Annotated in this window: 17 protein-coding genes; 7 read left to right on the forward strand and 10 right to left on the reverse strand. The window is 60.0% G+C overall.

Going from position 1 to position 17,933, the window contains the following annotated elements:
* Window positions 1–301: 301 nt before the first annotated feature.
* A complete protein-coding gene (locus tag AO068_RS15295) occupies window positions 302–769 on the reverse strand; it encodes a TlpA disulfide reductase family protein (RefSeq protein WP_058408793.1) in 468 nt (155 codons plus the stop codon).
* 129 nt (window positions 770–898) lie between these two features.
* Between AO068_RS15295 and arsC the strand changes: the two genes are divergently transcribed.
* The 3 genes from arsC (at window position 899) to AO068_RS15310 (ending at window position 2,628) form a co-directional block, all read left to right on the forward strand.
* Entirely contained in the window at window positions 899–1,252 is a 354-nt protein-coding gene (gene arsC / locus AO068_RS15300) for an arsenate reductase (glutaredoxin) (RefSeq protein WP_002554622.1), read from the forward strand.
* Window positions 1,249–1,854 (forward strand): NAD(P)H:quinone oxidoreductase, encoded by a 606-nt coding sequence (gene wrbA / locus AO068_RS15305; protein ID WP_058408794.1) that lies wholly within the window; start codon window positions 1,249–1,251, stop codon window positions 1,852–1,854. The genes arsC and wrbA overlap by 4 nt, the downstream gene beginning before the upstream one ends.
* Window positions 1,855–1,956: 102 nt before the next feature.
* A complete protein-coding gene (locus tag AO068_RS15310) occupies window positions 1,957–2,628 on the forward strand; it encodes a DNA-3-methyladenine glycosylase I (RefSeq protein WP_058408795.1) in 672 nt (223 codons plus the stop codon).
* Window positions 2,629–2,634: 6 nt separating this feature from the next.
* Here the strand turns inward: AO068_RS15310 and ttcA are convergent, their stop codons facing one another.
* Window positions 2,635–3,459: a tRNA 2-thiocytidine(32) synthetase TtcA gene (ttcA, locus tag AO068_RS15315; RefSeq protein WP_002554625.1), complete on the reverse strand. Its 825-nt coding sequence runs from the start codon at window positions 3,457–3,459 to the stop codon at window positions 2,635–2,637.
* A gap of 194 nt (window positions 3,460–3,653) precedes the next feature.
* On the opposite strand from ttcA, the gene AO068_RS15320 reads away from it, so the two are divergent.
* A complete protein-coding gene (locus tag AO068_RS15320; RefSeq protein WP_002554626.1) occupies window positions 3,654–4,148 on the forward strand; it encodes a SprT family zinc-dependent metalloprotease in 495 nt (164 codons plus the stop codon).
* Between the two features lie 67 nt (window positions 4,149–4,215).
* Here the strand turns inward: AO068_RS15320 and AO068_RS15325 are convergent, their stop codons facing one another.
* The 4 genes from AO068_RS15325 to AO068_RS15340 all read right to left on the reverse strand — a co-directional run bounded on the left by AO068_RS15325 (window position 4,216) and on the right by AO068_RS15340 (window position 8,372).
* Complete coding sequence (locus AO068_RS15325; RefSeq protein ID WP_002554627.1) at window positions 4,216–5,568, reverse strand: dicarboxylate/amino acid:cation symporter; 1,353 nt, start codon at window positions 5,566–5,568, stop codon at window positions 4,216–4,218.
* A gap of 405 nt (window positions 5,569–5,973) precedes the next feature.
* Complete coding sequence (locus AO068_RS15330; RefSeq protein ID WP_058400175.1) at window positions 5,974–7,320, reverse strand: ATP-binding protein; 1,347 nt, start codon at window positions 7,318–7,320, stop codon at window positions 5,974–5,976.
* On the reverse strand, window positions 7,317–7,994 hold the full coding sequence (locus AO068_RS15335; protein WP_002554629.1) for a response regulator: 678 nt from the start codon (window positions 7,992–7,994) through the stop codon (window positions 7,317–7,319). Before AO068_RS15335 ends, AO068_RS15330 begins: the two co-directional genes overlap by 4 nt.
* A gap of 27 nt (window positions 7,995–8,021) precedes the next feature.
* Complete coding sequence (locus AO068_RS15340) at window positions 8,022–8,372, reverse strand: hypothetical protein (protein ID WP_002554630.1); 351 nt, start codon at window positions 8,370–8,372, stop codon at window positions 8,022–8,024.
* Window positions 8,373–8,544: 172 nt separating this feature from the next.
* Here AO068_RS15340 and AO068_RS15345 point away from each other — a divergent pair, with 172 nt between their 5' ends.
* The gene (locus AO068_RS15345; RefSeq protein ID WP_058408796.1) at window positions 8,545–9,333 is read left to right on the forward strand and encodes a dienelactone hydrolase family protein; all 789 of its coding nucleotides are present in this window, start codon (window positions 8,545–8,547) and stop codon (window positions 9,331–9,333) included.
* A 224-nt stretch (window positions 9,334–9,557) separates the two neighbouring features.
* Here the strand turns inward: AO068_RS15345 and AO068_RS15350 are convergent, their stop codons facing one another.
* Window positions 9,558–10,091: an REP-associated tyrosine transposase gene (locus AO068_RS15350; protein ID WP_058408797.1), complete on the reverse strand. Its 534-nt coding sequence runs from the start codon at window positions 10,089–10,091 to the stop codon at window positions 9,558–9,560.
* A 273-nt stretch (window positions 10,092–10,364) separates the two neighbouring features.
* On the opposite strand from AO068_RS15350, the gene AO068_RS15355 reads away from it, so the two are divergent.
* Complete coding sequence (locus AO068_RS15355; RefSeq protein ID WP_201022886.1) at window positions 10,365–11,090, forward strand: 4'-phosphopantetheinyl transferase family protein; 726 nt, start codon at window positions 10,365–10,367, stop codon at window positions 11,088–11,090.
* On the opposite strand, the gene fhuF is transcribed toward AO068_RS15355, so the two are convergent.
* From fhuF to AO068_RS15370, 3 genes are read right to left on the reverse strand one after another with little or no spacing between them, the layout of a single operon-like run.
* The gene (gene fhuF, locus AO068_RS15360) at window positions 11,091–11,849 is read right to left on the reverse strand and encodes a siderophore-iron reductase FhuF (RefSeq protein WP_058428158.1); all 759 of its coding nucleotides are present in this window, start codon (window positions 11,847–11,849) and stop codon (window positions 11,091–11,093) included. It abuts the gene before it with no gap.
* The gene (locus tag AO068_RS15365; RefSeq protein WP_058408799.1) at window positions 11,807–13,417 is read right to left on the reverse strand and encodes an ATP-binding protein; all 1,611 of its coding nucleotides are present in this window, start codon (window positions 13,415–13,417) and stop codon (window positions 11,807–11,809) included. Before AO068_RS15365 ends, fhuF begins: the two co-directional genes overlap by 43 nt.
* Before the next feature lie 4 nt (window positions 13,418–13,421).
* Entirely contained in the window at window positions 13,422–14,189 is a 768-nt protein-coding gene (locus AO068_RS15370; RefSeq protein ID WP_161794678.1) for a response regulator transcription factor, read from the reverse strand.
* 685 nt (window positions 14,190–14,874) lie between these two features.
* Between AO068_RS15370 and AO068_RS15375 the strand changes: the two genes are divergently transcribed.
* The gene (locus tag AO068_RS15375) at window positions 14,875–17,787 is read left to right on the forward strand and encodes a ribonucleoside-diphosphate reductase subunit alpha (protein WP_058408800.1); all 2,913 of its coding nucleotides are present in this window, start codon (window positions 14,875–14,877) and stop codon (window positions 17,785–17,787) included.
* Window positions 17,788–17,933 lie beyond the last annotated feature (146 nt).

The raw sequence follows: 17,933 nt of genomic DNA on the forward strand, positions 1-17,933 counted from the left end.
GATGTTCTGCGCAACGCCTGGACCGCAGCCGACTGCTCGCGCATTGCACTATCGTGCGGCGCTCCGCGTCGCATGCCGTTCTGGACGCTCCGCGTCCTCTTGCGACGCAGAGCGTCGCGACCTGCATTCCCACGCTGGAGCGTAGGGAACGATAATCCCGACTATCGTGCGATGTTCTGCGCAACGCCTGGATCACAGCCGACTGCTCGCGCATTTCACTATCGTGCGACGCTCCGCGTCGCATGCCGTTCTGGACGCTCCGCGTCCTCGTTGCGGCGCAGAGCGTCGAAAATCGATCCGATCACCCCTCCCCGCGCAATGCCTTGAGCTTCTGGATCACGGTCGCGGCTGACTGCTCACCGAGCAGTTGCTCGCGCATCTTGCCCTTGTCGTCGATGATGTAGGTCACCGGCAGCGCTTCGGAGGGCGGCAGGCTGTACTGCTCGGCAGGGTCCTGAGCCAGCACGGTGAATTTGATGCCCAGTGCGTTGGCAGCGCTTTTCAACTCATCGCCCTGCAGGTTGTCAAAGTTGACACCCAGCACCGTGACCTTCTTGTCCTTGAGCTGTTCGGACAATGCGTTGAATTCCGGTACCTCGGTACGGCATGGGCCACACCATTCGGCCCAGTAGTTCACCACCAGCCAATGCCCCTTGATTCGCTCACTGGCCACCTTCTGGCCGTTCTGGTCATTGCCCAGGTCCACGCCACATCCGCTGAGCAGCAAGCTGCCGAAAAGTATCACTGCTGCTGTTAATCGCCTTGCCATTTGTTTCCTTCCTCGCCCCGTTCAACCTGCAATCACTTATATCCAGGCTACGACTATTGACCATTCGATATGTCGGACAGTGCCATCGCTGGTTAGAATACGCCACCCCACACAAGATGCGACGTGCAAATGACCGATCTGACGCTGTATCACAACCCGCGCTGCAGCAAGTCCCGCGGCGCGCTGGAACTGCTTCAGGCCCGCGGCCTGACGCCCGATATCGTCCTGTACCTGGAAACCCCGCCAGACGCAGAGCGTTTGCGTGACCTGCTCGGCAAGCTGGGCATCACTGCCCGGCAACTGTTGCGTACCGGCGAAGACGATTACAAGCAACTCAACCTGGCCGACCCGAGCCTGAGCGACGAGCAACTGATCGCCGCCATGGCCGCGCACCCCAAACTGATCGAACGGCCGATTCTGGTCGCTGGCGACAAGGCTGTGATTGGCCGCCCACCCGAGAACATCCTGGAGCTGCTGCCGTGAGCACACCTTACATTCTGGTCCTCTATTACAGCCGCAACGGCTCCACCAGCGAAATGGCCCGGCAGATTGCCCGCGGTATCGAGCTGGGCGGCATGGAAGCACGACTGCGCACCGTTCCCGCTGTTTCCGCCGACTGCGAAGCGACCGCCCCCGAGATCCCGGAAAACGGCGCGCTGTACGCGACCCTCGACGACCTGAAAAACTGCTCAGGTCTGGCGCTGGGCAGCCCGACGCGCTTCGGCAACATGGCCGCACCGCTGAAATACTTCCTCGACGGCACCAGCAACCTGTGGCTGACCGGCGCACTGGTCGGCAAACCCGCTGGCGTCTTCACCTCCACCGCCAGCCTGCACGGTGGTCAGGAAACCACGCTGATGTCGATGCTGCTGCCGCTGCTGCACCACGGCATGCTGATCATGGGTCTGCCCTACAGCGAATCGGCGCTGCTGGAAACCGCCGGGGGTGGCACGCCTTATGGTGCCAGCCATCACGCCGGTGCCGACGGCAAGCGCGCGCTGGACCGTCATGAGACCGACCTGTGCCGTGCACTGGGCCAGCGTCTGGCCAAAACCGCCTTGCAACTGGACACCGCCCGCAGATGAATCGGCAGGGCGTGGTCTGACGCTTTCAGTTAAATCGCAAACTTGCAGCGCAAGGGTCGGTCTGAACCCTTGTCCTGCCTGTTGAATTTCTTTGGAGAACCGATGCAAGACTACAAATGGCTGAACGAGTATTGCCTGAATCGATTCGGCTCCGCCAAAGCACTGGAAGCCCACCTGCCCACCCCGAAGACACCGAAACAACTGCAAGCCATCAGCGCCGACCGCTATCTGTCGACCATGGCCCTGCGCGTGTTTCGCGCAGGCCTGAAACACAGCCTGGTGGACTCTAAATGGCCGGCGTTCGAGGAGGTCTTCTTCCGCTTCGACCCGGAAAAAGTCGTGCTGATGGGTGCTGATCACCTGGAGCGGCTGATGCAGGATGCGCGCATCATCCGCCACCTGGGCAAACTCAAGAGCGTGCCGCGCAATGCACAGCTGGTTCTGGACATCGAACAGGAGCACGGCAGTTTCGGCAAGTTCATCGCCGAGTGGCCGGTCGATAACATCACTGGCTTGTGGCAGTACCTGGCCAAACACGGCAACCAGATGGGCGGACTGTCAGCGCCGCGCTTTCTGCGCATGATTGGCAAGGACACCTTCATTCCTACCTGGGACGTGGTGGCCGCGCTGAATGCGCAGGATATTGTCGACCGCGTGCCCACCAGCAAACGCGATCAGGCCATTGTGCAGAACGTCTTCAACCAGTGGCACGCAGAAAGCGGTCGGCCGATGTGCCAGCTGTCAGCCATGCTGGCGTTCACGGTCAACCACTGACAGCTGTCAGATATTCACCACATTGACGAACCGCGATGCAGCGGTTTCGTCGATGCGCAGGTTACTGAAGTCGAACAGGTTGCGGTCAGCCAGTTGTGAGGGCTGTACGTTCTGCAGGGCGCGGAAGATGCTTTCCGTGCGACCCGGGGTCTTGCGCTCCCAGTCGATCAGCATGTCCTTGACCACCTGACGTTGCAGGTTCTCCTGAGAGCCGCAGAGGTTGCACGGGATGATCGGAAATTGTTTCAGGTCCGAATAGGCCTGAATGTCCTTTTCATGGCAATACGCCAACGGACGAATCACCACGTTACGGCCGTCATCGGCCCGCAGCTTGGGCGGCATGGCCTTCAGTGAGCCATTGAAAAACATATTGAGGAAGAACGTCTCGACGATATCGTCGCGATGGTGCCCCAGTGCCATCTTGGTAGCACCTATTTCATCAGCAAAGGTATACAGCGTGCCTCGACGCAGCCGTGAACACAGCGAGCAGGTCGTCTTGCCTTCAGGAATCAATTCCTTGACCACTGAATAGGTGTCTTTCTCGACGATGTGGTACTCGATACCCAGCTCTTTCAGATACGCAGGCAGCACGTGCTCAGGAAAGCCGGGCTGCTTCTGGTCCATGTTGACGGCCACGATGTCGAATTTGATCGGCGCGACTTTCTGCAAGTGCATCAGCACATCGAGCATGGTGTAACTGTCCTTGCCGCCGGACAGGCAGACCATGACCTTGTCACCCTCTTCGATCATGTTGAAGTCGGCAACCGCCTCGCCGGCCAGCCGACGCAGACGTTTCTGCAGTTTGTTCTGATTGACTGAAAGGGTGCCCATTTATGGAAATATCCGCTGACGGTAGCTTGAGAAAAGCCGGGCATTTTACCTACAACCGACCTTTGGTTAAATATGCTGCGCGCGTGCTGTTCAGGCTGGCAATCGCCTTTGATCAAAAACGACCACCGGGCGGCCAACATTTTCAGAGCGTAGCCACATTGCGGCATACTTGGCGTACTGGAGAACCCTAAAGCATGCCCGACCAACTCAATTCACGCGTTGAAACCTGTTACCAACAAGCCGAAACCTTCTTCAAGCGCACCTTCAAACGCCCGGTGGTCAGTTTCCAGTTGCGCGGCCAGAAGGCTGGTGTCGCTCACCTGCACGAAAACCTGCTGCGCTTCAATCCGCAGCTCTACAAGGAAAACGCCGAAGACTTCCTGCGCCAGACCGTGCCGCATGAAGTCGCGCACCTGATCGCCCACCAGCTGTTTGGCGGCAGCATCCAGCCGCATGGCGAGGAATGGCAGCTGATCATGCGCGGCGTTTATGAACTGCCGCCCAACCGCTGCCACACCTACGCTGTCAAGCGACGCAGCGTGATCCGTTACATCTACCGCTGCCCTTGCCCGGACAGCGACTTTCCGTTCACGGCCCAGCGCCACAGCATGGTTCGCAAGGGCCGGCGCTACCTGTGCCGCCGCTGCCGCGAGCCATTGGTGTTCAGCGGCGAGACGCGCACGGAATAACTCCCCAGACAAACGACAGGCATAAAAAAACCCATCCGAAGATGGGTTTTTTATCGCCTGACGGTTATCAGACGGTTTTGGTGGTATTCACCGCACCGGCTGGAGTCGGGCCTTCGGCAACGCCGAGGTCATCTTCAGGACGGGTTTCCAGGATGGCAGAGCCACCGGAAGTCAGCTCGGACTGCAGCTTGTCGGTGTCCAGCTCGCCGACCCACTTGGCAACCACAACGGTAGCAACAGCGTTACCTACCAGGTTGGTCAGGGCGCGGGCTTCGGACATGAAGCGGTCGATACCCAGAATCAGCGCCAGACCGGCAACCGGCAGGTGGCCGACAGCCGACAGGGTTGCAGCCAGAACGATGAAGCCGCTACCGGTTACGCCTGCAGCACCCTTGGACGACAGCAGCAACACCAGCAACAGAGTGATCTGGTGAGTGATGTCCATGTGGGTGTTGGTCGCCTGAGCGATGAACACGGCAGCCATGGTCAGGTAGATAGACGTACCGTCGAGGTTGAACGAGTAACCCGTCGGGATAACCAGACCCACGACAGATTTCTTGGCGCCCAGACGCTCCATCTTGATCAGCATGCGTGGCAGGGCCGATTCCGACGAGGAAGTACCCAGTACGATCAACAGCTCTTCACGGATGTAACGAATCAGCTTGAAGACGCTGAAACCGTGAGCGCGGCAGATTGCACCCAGCACCAGCACCACGAACAGCGCGCAAGTGATGTAGAAGCAGATCATCAACTGACCCAGCTGCACCAGCGAGCTTACGCCGTAGGCACCGATGGTGAAGGCCATGGCACCGAACGCACCGATGGGCGCCAGCTTCATGATCATGTTGATGATGTTGAACATCACGTGGGCGAAGCGATCGATGAAGTCCAGAACCGGCTTGCCGTACGAACCCAGACGATGCAGGGCGAAGCCGAAGATCACCGAGAACATCAGGACTTGCAGGATATCGCCGTTGGCAAACGCGCCGACGATGGTGTTCGGAATCACGTTGAGGATGAAGCCGACAATGCTCTGATCCTGACCGGCAGTGACGTAAGCCGCGATCTTGGATGCGTCGAGCGTGCTGACGTCGATGTTCATGCCGGCACCCGGCTGAACCACGTTGACGACGATCAGACCGATCAACAGAGCGATGGTCGAAACGATCTCGAAGTACAGCAGCGCATAACCGCCGGTCTTGCCGACCGACTTCATGTTCTGCATGCCGGCGATGCCGCTGACGACGGTACAGAAGATGATCGGCGCGATAACCATCTTGATCAGTTTGATAAACCCGTCACCCAGCGGCTTTAGAGCCTTGCCGGTGTCCGGGTAGAAGTGACCGATCAGGATACCGATGACAATCGCAACGATTACCTGAAAATAGAGGGATTTGTAGATGGGCTGACGAGTCGTCATTGCAGTTTTCCTCAAGGGCGTCGTCGGCATCTTCACCTGATGCACGCGAGCCTATAAAGCGCTAACCCTCCTGCACTGGAGGGATTTGTTTTGTCGAGCTGCGCAAGGCAGGCCTCTGCCATGTAGATAGCAATAGACGTGCCATAGAATCAAATAGCCATCAAAACCCCGCATTACAAGGCGCAGACGGGTAACGGTAGACGCAAACCGAAAAAGACGTGGCGGTTTTCCGCCGTATGGTGGGAAAAATGGGCACACAGTGGCGGGTATCCGCCGTCTTTATGTGGTGACAGGAGTGCTCGGTGACGCGCAGAGGTGACGCGCAGAGGTGTGACGAAGAGCGTCACGAACGGCATTCCCACGCTGGAGCGTGAGGAACGACAGGTGTCCGGGAGAACACTGCCCTCACTGCGCCAGGAAATGAATCCTGAACGCCGCGCCGCCCAGCGGGGAATCGCCCAGGGTCAGTTGTGCGCCGTAGCTTTCGATGATGTCCTTGACCACCGCCAGACCAATGCCCTGTCCGGGGTTCTGGCGGTCCAGGCGTTCGCCACGCTCGAGAATGCGCGCGCGCTGGCTCTGCGGAACGCCGGGGCCGTCGTCTTCGACGCACAGTTCATCGCCGCCCGCTGAGCGGGTAAAGCTGACGCGTACTTCGCTCAGGCACAGCCGATAGGCGTTTTCCAGCAGGTTGCCGAGCATTTCCAGCAACGCACCCTCTTCCATGTGCACCTGACAATGCTCCGGCAGGTCGAGCGTGGCCTTGACCTGTTTGTCGCGATACACCTTGTCGAGCGTGTTGCACAGGCTTTCGACCACGGGCCGCAGCATGACGTGGTGGCGCACCAGACCGCTCTTGCGCAGGCTGGCCCGTTGCAGTTGATAGCCGATCTGTTGGCTCATGCGCTCGATCTGCGATTGCAGCACCCACGCCTGCTCGACATCTTCGGGGCGCTTGGCGATGTTCTCGCTTACGCCCTGCAAGACCGCCAGCGGTGTTTTCAGGCTGTGGGCCAGGTCATCCAGCGAATCGCGGTAACGAATCCGCTGTTCACGTTCGCTGCGCAGCAGGCGGTTGAGCGAGTCGGTCAGACGCAGCAGTTCGCTGGGATGCTCCTCGCTCAGACTGTCGCGCACGCCGGCTTCCACCTGATCCAGTTCCTGGCTCAAGCCGCGCAAGGCACGCAGCCCCCAGGTCAGGCCCATCCACAGCAACCCGAGCAGCACCGCGAGTGCTGCGCCAAAGCCCAGATAGAGCTTGCGGCGCAAACCGTCGATGGTTTCCTGATAGCCGCGCAAGGGCTGCACGGCAACGATGCTGAACGCGGCATTGCGCCCGCCGAGCAGCCGGATCTCGACGTCATAGACGAAATACTCATCGCCATTGATTTCCTTGATCTTGGTGAACTCGCTGCCCTGCCCGTCATACTGCGGGCGGTAGTCGATGTTCTCGCCTTCGGTGGACAGTGAGCGCCAGACCATCTGCCCCTGGCGGTTATAGATGTAGCCCAGCAGACGGCTGCCTGGCAGGTTGAACTGTTCGCCCGGCAGCACGGACGGCATCAATAGATGACCGTCTTCGACGCGCGCCGCGGAAATCATGGTGGTCACGTCGGAAGCCAGGCGTTGCTCTATCGCCCCGCGCAGCGCCAGGCTGAACGCCCCCTGCAAAGCAGGCAGCATCAGCAGCATGAAGATCACCGCCAGAGTGGCGGCACCCAACATCAGGCGCAGGCGAAGCGAACGAATCACGTACAGCGCTCATTGAACAGATAACCCATGCCGCGCACGGTTTCGATAGGTTTGAACGCCACGTTGCTGTCCAGCTTGCGACGCAGGCGGCCGACCAGCACTTCGATCACGTTTGGGTCGCGCTCGTCGTCATCAGGATACAGTTGCTCCATCAGGCGCTCTTTGGGCACTACTTGCTGGTGATGGAGCATCAGGTATTCGAGGATGCGGTATTCGTAGGCGGTCAGCGCCAGCGGTTGTTCAGCCAGCGCGGCGTGCTTGCGATTGAGGTCCAGCAGCAGCGGGCCAGCCGTGATGGTGGACTGAATGAAGCCGCTGGAACGCCGCAACAGGGCGTTGAGCCGCGCTTCCAGTTCTTCGAACTGGAAGGGTTTGACCACGTAGTCGTCAGCGCCGGCCGCCAGCCCTTCGACCTTGTCCTGCCAATTGCCGCGCGCGGTCAGGATCAGAATCGGAAACGCCTTGCCCACCGTGCGCAACTGCCGAATCAGGTCCAGCCCACCGATGCCCGGCAAGCCCAGATCGATCACGGCCAGGTCGTGATTGAATTGCGTGACCTGATACAACGCTTCCTCAGCGTTGGCCACCGCTTCCACCACATGTCCCGCTTCGGTCAGACGGGTTCGCAGGTGGTGGCGCAGCAGCGCTTCATCCTCAACTACCAACAACTTCATGCAGCTCTCCCAGGCACAATCGCAGCCTCAAGACAAAGAATGAAACGACATCGTCGCATCAGTACTCAACAGGCGGGCGCTGACGGGCACGTGTTGTGTCACATCATAGCTGCCCAGCAGGATTTCGCGGCTGACAGGCACACCATTGTGAGTCCCTGTCAGGGTGCCGTAAACCGGCGGTGAATAAAGTGTGCCCACAGAAACATTGGTATGTGCCTGTTCCCCGAGCGCATGCCCCCAGCTGTTGGCGTCATCAAGCCTTTCGCTGGTCTTGCCGAACTCGATACGAGCCACGTCAAGCCGACCATCGCCCGCCTGTGCCGCAGCGCTGCCACCCAGAAAAGCCAAGGCCAGGAAAAACTTGTTGAGATTCAACATATCGACTCCTTTTGCGCTCGGGGACGCTGTCAAGGTACGGCCCAACAGTAATCGCGCCGGGCTGAACCCCGACTGAACACGGCATGAACCGGCGCTGAACAGTCATCTACACCGGATGCTGCGGAATCGGCTATGGTTGTTTGCGACCTCAAACTATCAAAAGGAGCTGACCATGCGTGTGTGGATTGCAATGATCATGATGGGCCTGACCGGACTCGCTCAGGCAGCTATCAAGACCGAGCAGATCGATTACAAGAGTGCCGACGGAACAAAGCTGGTGGGTTACTACGCTTACGACGACGCGGTAAAAGGTCCACGCCCCGGTGTTCTGGTGGTTCACGAGTGGTGGGGCCTGAACGACTACGCCAAGCGCCGCGCCCGCGATCTGGCCGCCCTGGGCTACAGCGCCATGGCTATCGACATGTACGGCGAAGGCAAGAATACCGAGCACCCGAAGGACGCGATGGCGTTCATGCAGGCTGCGCTCAAGGACAGTGATGCGGCCGACAAGCGCTTTGATGCCGGGCTGGAGCAATTGAAGAAGCAACCTCAGACCGACCCGAAAAAGATTGCGGCAATCGGTTACTGCTTCGGCGGCAAGATCGTGCTGGACGCGGCGCGGCGCGGCGAACCGTTGCTGGGCGTAGTGAGCTTCCACGGCGCACTGGTCACCAATACCCCGGCCAAACCGGGCATCAAAGTGCCGATGCTGGTCGAGCACGGCGCCAAGGACAGCATGGTCACCCCTGAAAACGTTGCTGCGTTCAAGAAAGAAATGGACGACGCCAAGGCTGACTACAAATTCGTCAGCATCGACGGCGCCAAGCACGGCTTCACCAACCCCGACGCCGACCGCCTGAGCCACGGCGAACACGGCGGCCCGGACATCGGCTACGACAAGGCTGCCGATGAGCGCTCTTGGTCAGACATGCAGGTATTCTTCAAAAAGATATTTGGTTGAGTAGCAGAGATAATCGCGTCCTGGGTCGTAAGAGGACGCAGAGCGTCCGGAAAGGCATGCGACGCAGAGCGTCGCACGATAGTTGAGATGATCGTTCCGCACGCTCCAGCGTGGGAATGCAGGTCTCGACGCTCTGCGTCGTCAAGAGGACGCGGAGCGTCCAGAAAGGCATGCGACGCAGAGCGTCGCACGATAGTTGAGATGATCGTCCCGCACGTTATGCGTCAATACCAGCGCTGAATATCGATCAAACCGCGCTGCCCCTCATAATCGCGAGCGCTGGAGTATCTCCAGTGCTCACCGACATCCACATAACCCCTCTTTACCGGGTTATGGTGAATGTAATCGAGCTTCTGACGCATCACCGCTTCATTCCACACCAGCTCCGCATGAGCCCCTTCCTGCCAGACCTGATAAACCCTGTCACTCTTGTGCAGACGCTTGACGAACCGCAGACGCTCCAGCGTGCTCTCGGCGTTGGCGTTCTCAAGTGCTTCGATTATCTGTCGAGCCGTAAACGACTTGAAACTACTCACACATTTGTCCAGAGCGGGCGCTTGGGCCACGAAGTGCAAATGGTTTTCCAGGACGACATACCCGAAGAGCTGCAGTCCCTGATGAGCCTGTTGATAGCGCCAGGCATTCAACAGAATGTCCACCAGAACAGGCCGGGTAAAAAGCGGCAACCACTCCACCACTGTGCAGGTCAGGAAGTGAGGCTTTTCAGGTTGGGTGATGGTGTACCGGCTTCGGCCCATGAGTTCATCCTTGAATCATCAGAGGCCCGAACGGTACATCCCGATTGAGTGGGAGGGAATGATGAAAGTGTGACCAGTTTTTTGCTCTACCTGGCAAAGAGGACGCGGAGCGTCCGGAAAGGCATGCGACGCGGAGCGTCGCACGATAGTTGAGATTATCGTTCCGCACGCTCCAGCGTGGGAATGCAGGTCGCGACGCTCTGCGTCGTCAAGAGGACGCAGATGTTACCAGTGCCCTTCCCTCAAACCCGTTCCCCCGGCAAAATGCCGCCCATGACTCAATTACCCGACCTTCCCGTCTGCTGTCCCGAACTCGTTCAGCACTGGCCGTTGCCGCATGCGCTGCCGGGCGCGGTGCTGGTCAGTGGGCGGTTCGATCCGCTCAAGCTGGTCGACGGCGACTTTCAGCGTGGTGCGGTGCAGATGCCTGCGAGCATTCAGCGCTCGGTCGCCAAGCGTCAGGTCGAATTTCTCGCCGGTCGGCTCTGTGCCCGCGAAGCCATGCGCCAACTGGATGGCCGCCTGCATGTTCCTGCGGTGGGTGAAGACCGCGCGCCGGTCTGGCCCGCTGATGTCTGTGGCTCGATCACCCACAGCACCGGCTGGGCCGCCGCTGTGGTGGCGAACAAGCGGCAATGGCGCGGGCTGGGGCTGGACACGGAAAACCTGCTGAGCCATGACCGTGCCTCGCGACTGGCCGGGGAAATTCTGACGGCTGCCGAGCTGGCCGACATGGCAGCAGGCCCGCAGGATCAGATCGCGTTGCGCGTGACCCTGACCTTTTCGATCAAGGAAGCGCTGTTCAAGGCGCTCTACCCCATCGTGCAAAAGCGCTTCTATTTTGAAGACGCGCAACTGCTGGAGTGGTCCGCCGACGGCAGCGCCCGCTTGCGCCTGCTGATCGATCTGTCCAGCGAGTGGCACGCAGGCAAGGAACTCGACGGCCAGTTCAGTGTGCTGGGCGATCATCTGTTGAGTCTGGTCGCAGTCGAAGGCTGATCAGCCGGACAGCGGACAATGCTCGCAACGCCCGACCCACTCCACCCGATGACTCAGGCAGCACACACGCCGTTGCCTGCGCGGTTCACCACCCTGCGCCTGCGGAACGTAACGCACCGCCTGAAACAGAGGATTGGCGCGCCCGTCCGGCCTTTTCTTCTCGCTTAACAGCGCCAGCCCCGCAGCCAGCGACACATCACTGCACGTGGCCAGTTGAGCAAGGCAGCCCTCCAGATAATCCCCGGCGCTGCTCCACAACACCGCGCAGGGCAGCCCGCCATAGGCGCTCAATGCGGCAATAAAGGGCTGCAGATTGTCATCAAGCAACCCGGCAAACTGTTGAAACGGATCAGCCGGAATGCCCCGCCAGGCCTCTCCCTCACCCGCCAAACGAACGCCATTCGGCAGGCCACGTTCATCCACTGCCAGTGCGACCTGCTCAAGCGCCAACGGCCAATGCCAGCCATGCACCAGACTGGCAACCAGCACCGGTGGAATAGCCTGCATGAAGTAAAACTTGGCCCACTGCGACACCAGCACCGGCAATTGGCTGGGCATCAACTGCGGCCCGTAAATGCTCAGCAGTAACTGATCAAGCCGCTCGGCTTGCAGCAGATCAGACAACGCCACTACAGGGCGCGAATCAGGGCGCGAATCATCTGCCGCCAGCAACGTCTGCCCGAAGCGCTCAAGCGGACCACTGAACAGCTGAGCACTCAACGCGGCACCTGCGTACGCGGCCAGGACAGGCTGAAACACGCGCCGCCCAAGCTGACACTATGGCCAATCAGCGCGCGGCCTTCGTGCCAATGGATGATCCGCCGCACAATCGACAGGCCCAGCCCATGCCCGCCTGACGCTCGGGTGCGGCTGTCATCGATACGCATGAACGGCGTGAAAATCTGCTCCCATGCCTCTTCCGGAACGCCGGGACCGTCGTCGTCCACATCAATACGGCACTGCTGCGCCTCCAGTCGGTAACTGATACGCACCTCGTTTTCCGCATGGCGCATCGCATTGCTCACCAGGTTCTGTACCGCACGATGCAGATAACGCGGTTCTGCCTCGACCCAGGCTGCTTCGCCCTCTTCAGAGGTCAAACATTCGCCCCGTGAAACCCTCACATCGGCGCGCAAGGGTGCCAGTTCGGCGATCACCTGATCGATCAGCGCATCCAGATCGACACGCTGGAAATTCAGGGTCGGCGCGCCCTGCTCAAGGCGCGCGTAAGTGAGCATTTCATCGACCAGCTTGTCGAGGTCCTGAATATCGCTGTCCATGCCGCGCATGTATTTGCGCCGCGCCTCGAGAGTGGTGGCGTCGCTGACCATCTCCAGACCGAAACGCAAGCGTGCAACCGGCGTGCGCAACTCGTGAGACACCGCGCGTACCAGTTCGCGCTGGATCATCAGCGAGCGTTGCAGGTGCTCGGCCATACTGTTGAACGCCGCCGCCACACGCCCCACCGAGTCGGAACCCTCGGTCGGCACGCGGGTTTGCAGGCTGCCTTGGGCGATCTGCGTCGCTGCGGCTTCCAGCTCCAACACGCGCCGCTCCAGACGCCGCACCAGCAAGTACACCACCAGACCGATAAAACACAGGCCCATCAAGGCGATCACCAGCAGCCAATGCAGCGGATAGGGGTTCATCTGATACAGCGGGCCGATTTCCAGCACCCAGTTGGTGTCGACGATTCCGGCCAGCACGCGGATCGAGTCGCCGCCCTTGCCCAGCGCCATGACCGTATCGCCCTCATAGACACGGCGGCGCTGGTCATCGTCCAGATCCGCCTGATCCAGCGCCAGCAGGTGCAGGTCGAAACCAAAGCCCTTGTCGATGCGCAGGGCTTGCAGGCGTGCCGGTTGCTCATCGACCGGAAAGCGCACCAGCTCGTCGATCAGCAGGTAAATAGTGGCTCGCGCCAGTTGCTCGGTGATCTGCTGCACCTCGCCGCTCAGCAGCAGCGGTTCCTTGTCGCTCAACTGACGATAGACCCTGGCGGCGTGCGGGCCGATCTGCTCGACCACCACCTGCCCACGCGCCAGACGACTGCGCGCGCCGCTGTCCAGTCCAGCCTGCTCGATGCTTTGCAGGCTGAGGGGAATGCCCAGCAAGCGCTCCCAGATCGCCAGGGCGCGGCGGCGCTCGATGTCGTTGAGCGGCACAAGGTTATCGGCCATCACCGTAAAGGTGCCGTGGGCCAGACGTTCGCGGTATTGCTCGCCGCGCGACTGATTGAGCACGTGCAGGGCGAACACGCCAAGCAGCGCGACCAGCACCAGTACGCCGAGCATGCCGCCGTAGATCCGCAGAAAGATCGAGTTCATAAGGTCAGCCGCTGAACACGTGGCCGCTCATGTCCTGCGCCGCTTCGGGCACAAACAGATAGCCCTTGCTGCGCACGGTCTTGATCAGACGCGGGTGGATGGGGTCGTCGCCGATTTTCGGGCGGATGCGCGAGATACGCACGTCGATAGAGCGATCCTGCCCGTCATAACCCACACCGCGCAGCGCAGTGAAGATTTCCTCGCGGGACAGCGTGCGCCCGGCGTTGGCCACCAGCAGCCACAGCAGGTCGAATTCGGCGCCGGTCAGTTCGATGCTCTGCTCGCGCAGCCAGGCCTCGCGCAGGGCGTTGTCCACCACCAACGGGCCGAACACCAACCGCCGCAGCTCTGCAGCAGGCACCTGCGGCGCTTCACTGCGGCGCAGCAAGGCATGAATACGCGCCAGCAGCACGCGCGGATGCACCGGTTTGCAGACGAAATCGTCAGCCCCGGTATCGAGCCCCTGAATATGATCGGTGTCATCGGTGCGCGCGGTGAGCATCAGAATCGGCCCGTCGTAACGGTCACGTACCGAGCGACAGATACTGAAACCGTCCTCGCCGGGCAGCATCAGGTCAAGAATCACCAGATCCGGCTGTTCGGCAATGATTCGCGCCGCCGCCAGCGCGCCATTGCCCTCAATACTCACGCGCAGGCCGTTGTTGTGCAGGTAATCGCTGGTCAGCTCGGCCAGTCGCTGGTCATCTTCGACAATCAGTACATGCCAGGTGTGTGGCTCCAAAGCAATCTCCCCTTGTTGTGATTGACCCATTGTTGTTATTCAAAACAAGGGTTGCGGCACCGCGTCGCAGGCGAGTGTAGCAACCGCCGCCCGCCTCGCACGACACCCGACGCGGCTTAGCACATCACATGCCAGACAGGTCTTGCAGCAGCGTTTTTTTGTGATAGGGTTCGCGCCCTCAAAAATCAGCAACCTGTCGCCAGCACCTACAGAAATCGGTGACAAACGGTCACGATCCAGTAGTTATGCGGCCTACACGCATGGTGTGCGATTCATACACAAACTACACACACTTTATCCACAGGCGGTGCGTTGCAATTCATGTCCAAAACGCATTATCTTGTAGCCCGGCGACGAGACACACCCTACATGTGGGGTTTTGCGCAAAAACACCAGCACAACTCAAATGGGAAATTCAAGCATTTTTGTTGCGTCTGAGGGGTTGAACTTCAAGCCAGTTTAGGCACCCAAACCGCTCGCGCTTGAGCCAGAGCCATCCCGTACACGTTTTGCAACATCGAACACGCATTCTTCATCAGATTTTCAAAGGATCGGGCACAGCCCGGTCCTTTTTGGCTTCAAAACCTGGAAGCGGCTTCACCTCCCGCTTCCACCTTCGTTTTGGAGCCCTTGAGTCGCCTTTTGCGACTTACTGCTCGAAACGAAACGGTGGGCAGCAATGCCCGAACAAACTTAAAGGAACGTGGAGTCACACATGCAAACAGACACAACTCGCGAGAACTCGCCGACCGGCGCGCCGCAGGCCAGCCAGACCCCACAGGACCTGTCTGCCACTGCTCCCGGTCAACTGCGCGTGATCAAGCGTAACGGCACTGTCGTTCCTTACACGGATGACAAGATCACCGTTGCCATCACCAAGGCGTTTCTTGCAGTTGAGGGCGGCAACGCTGCCGCCTCGTCGCGCATCCACGACACCGTTGCACGCCTGACCGAACAGGTCAGCGCCACGTTCAAACGGCGCATGCCTTCGGGCGGCACCATCCACATCGAAGAAATCCAGGATCAGGTCGAACTGGCGCTGATGCGTGCCGGCGAGCAGAAAGTGGCTCGCGACTACGTCATCTACCGTGATTCGCGCGCCAAGGAGCGTGCCGTTCGCGCCCCTGAAGATCAGGTCCAGGCTCACCCGTCGATCCGCATCACCCTCGCCGACGGCAGCTTTGCGCCGCTGGACATGGGTCGCCTGAACACCATCGTTACCGAAGCGTGTGAAGGCCTGGCTGAAGTCGACGCCAACCTGATCCAGACCGAAACCCTGAAAAACCTGTACGACGGCGTGGCGCTGAAAGACGTCAACACCGCACTGGTCATGACCGCACGTACCCTGGTCGAGCGTGAGCCGAACTACTCGTTCGTCACCGCCCGCCTGCTGATGGACACCCTGCGCGCCGAAGGCCTGGGTTTCCTCGGTGTCGCCGACAGCGCCACCCACCACGAAATGGCCGACCTGTACGCCAAGGCGCTGCCTGCCTACGTCGCCGCCGGTATCAAGTTCGAACTGCTCAACCCTGTGCTGGCCGAATTCGACCTCGAAAAACTCGGCAAGGCGATCAACCACGAGCGCGATCAGCAGTTCACCTACCTGGGCCTGCAAACCCTGTACGACCGTTACTTCATCCACAAGGATGGCGTGCGTTTCGAACTGCCGCAGATCTTCTTCATGCGTGTGGCCATGGGCCTGGCAATCGAAGAGAAAGCCCGTGAAGACCGCGCCATCGAGTTCTACAACCTGCTGTCGTCGTTCGACTACATGTCCTCGACCCCGACGCTGTTCAACGCTGGTACTCTGCGTCCACAGCTGTCCAGCTGCTACCTGACCACCGTGCCGGATGACCTGTCGGGCATCTACCACGCGATCCACGACAACGCCATGCTGTCCAAATTCGCAGGCGGCCTGGGTAACGACTGGACACCGGTTCGTGCGCTGGGCTCGTACATCAAGGGTACCAACGGCAAGTCGCAAGGCGTCGTACCGTTCCTGAAAGTGGTCAACGACACCGCCGTTGCAGTCAACCAGGGCGGCAAGCGCAAGGGCGCTGTCTGTGCCTACCTGGAAACCTGGCACATGGACATCGAAGAGTTCATCGAGCTGCGCAAGAACACCGGTGATGACCGTCGTCGTACCCACGACATGAACACCGCCAACTGGATCCCTGACCTGTTCATGAAGCGCGTCTTCGACGACGGCCCGTGGACCCTGTTCTCGCCATCCGAAGTACCGGACCTGCACGACCTGACCGGCAAGGCCTTCCAGGAGCGTTACGAGTACTACGAAGCGCTGACCGAATACCCAGGCAAGGTCAAACTGTTCAAGACCATCCAGGCCAAGGATCTGTGGCGCAAGATGCTCTCGATGCTGTTCGAAACCGGCCACCCATGGCTGACCTTCAAGGACCCGTGCAACCTGCGCAGCCCTCAGCAGCACGTGGGCGTGGTTCACAGCTCGAACCTGTGCACCGAGATCACCCTGAACACCAACAAGGACGAGATCGCGGTCTGCAACCTGGGCTCGATCAACCTGCCGAACCACATCGTCGACGGCAAGCTGGACACCGACAAGCTCAAGCGCACCGTCGATGTAGCAGTACGCATGCTCGATAACGTGATCGACATCAACTACTACTCGGTACCGCAGGCCAAGAACTCCAACCTGCGCCACCGTCCGGTCGGCCTGGGCATCATGGGCTTCCAGGACGCGCTGTACCTGCAACACATCCCGTACGGTTCCGATGCTGCGGTGCAGTTCGCCGACACGTCCATGGAGGCGGTCAGCTACTACGCCATCCAGGCGTCCTGTGACCTGGCCGACGAGCGCGGTGCCTACGAGACGTTCCAGGGTTCGCTGTGGTCCAAAGGCATCCTGCCGCTGGATTCGCAGCAGATCCTGATCGAGCAGCGTGGCGAGAAGTACATTGATGTCGACCTGAAGGAAACCCTGGACTGGGCGCCGGTTCGTGCCCGTGTGCAGAAAGGTATCCGTAACTCGAACATCATGGCCATCGCACCGACCGCCACCATCGCCAACATCACTGGCGTGTCGCAGTCGATCGAACCGACCTATCAGAACCTGTATGTGAAATCGAACCTGTCCGGCGAATTCACCGTGATCAACCCGTACCTGGTTCGCGACCTCAAGGCCCGCGACCTGTGGGACTCGGTCATGATCAACGACCTGAAGTACTACGACGGTTCGGTACAACAGATCGAGCGCATCCCGCAGGAGCTCAAGGAGCTTTACGCGACTGCCTTCGAAGTGGACACCAAGTGGATCGTCGACGCGGCAAGCCGTCGTCAGAAGTGGATCGACCAGGCTCAGTCGCTGAACCTGTACATCGCTGGCGCATCGGGCAAGAAGCTGGACGTGACCTACCGCATGGCCTGGTACCGTGGTCTGAAAACCACTTACTACCTCCGTGCCCTGGCCGCGACCAGCACCGAGAAGTCCACCGTCAACACCGGCAAGCTCAACGCAGTATCGAGCGGCGGCCACGGCCCGGACGACTCGGCGATCACCGCCCCGCGTCCAACCGAAGCAGCACCGGCCGGCCCGGCCCCAGTGCCAAAGGCTTGCGCAATCGACGAGCCGGATTGTGAGGCTTGCCAGTAAGGGTTAGCGTTCAAACACCTGACTGCAGTATGCAAAAAGCCCCTGAAAAGGGGCTTTTTGCTGCGCGGAGGAAAGCGCTGTTCAGACAACGGTAATTATCGTTCCAATGCTCCGCGTAGGAATGCCTTTCGTGACGCTCTGCGTCA

This window comes from Pseudomonas sp. ICMP 3272, from assembly GCF_001466905.1.
In the GTDB taxonomy this organism is placed as follows: Bacteria; Pseudomonadota; Gammaproteobacteria; order Pseudomonadales; family Pseudomonadaceae; genus Aquipseudomonas; species Aquipseudomonas amygdali.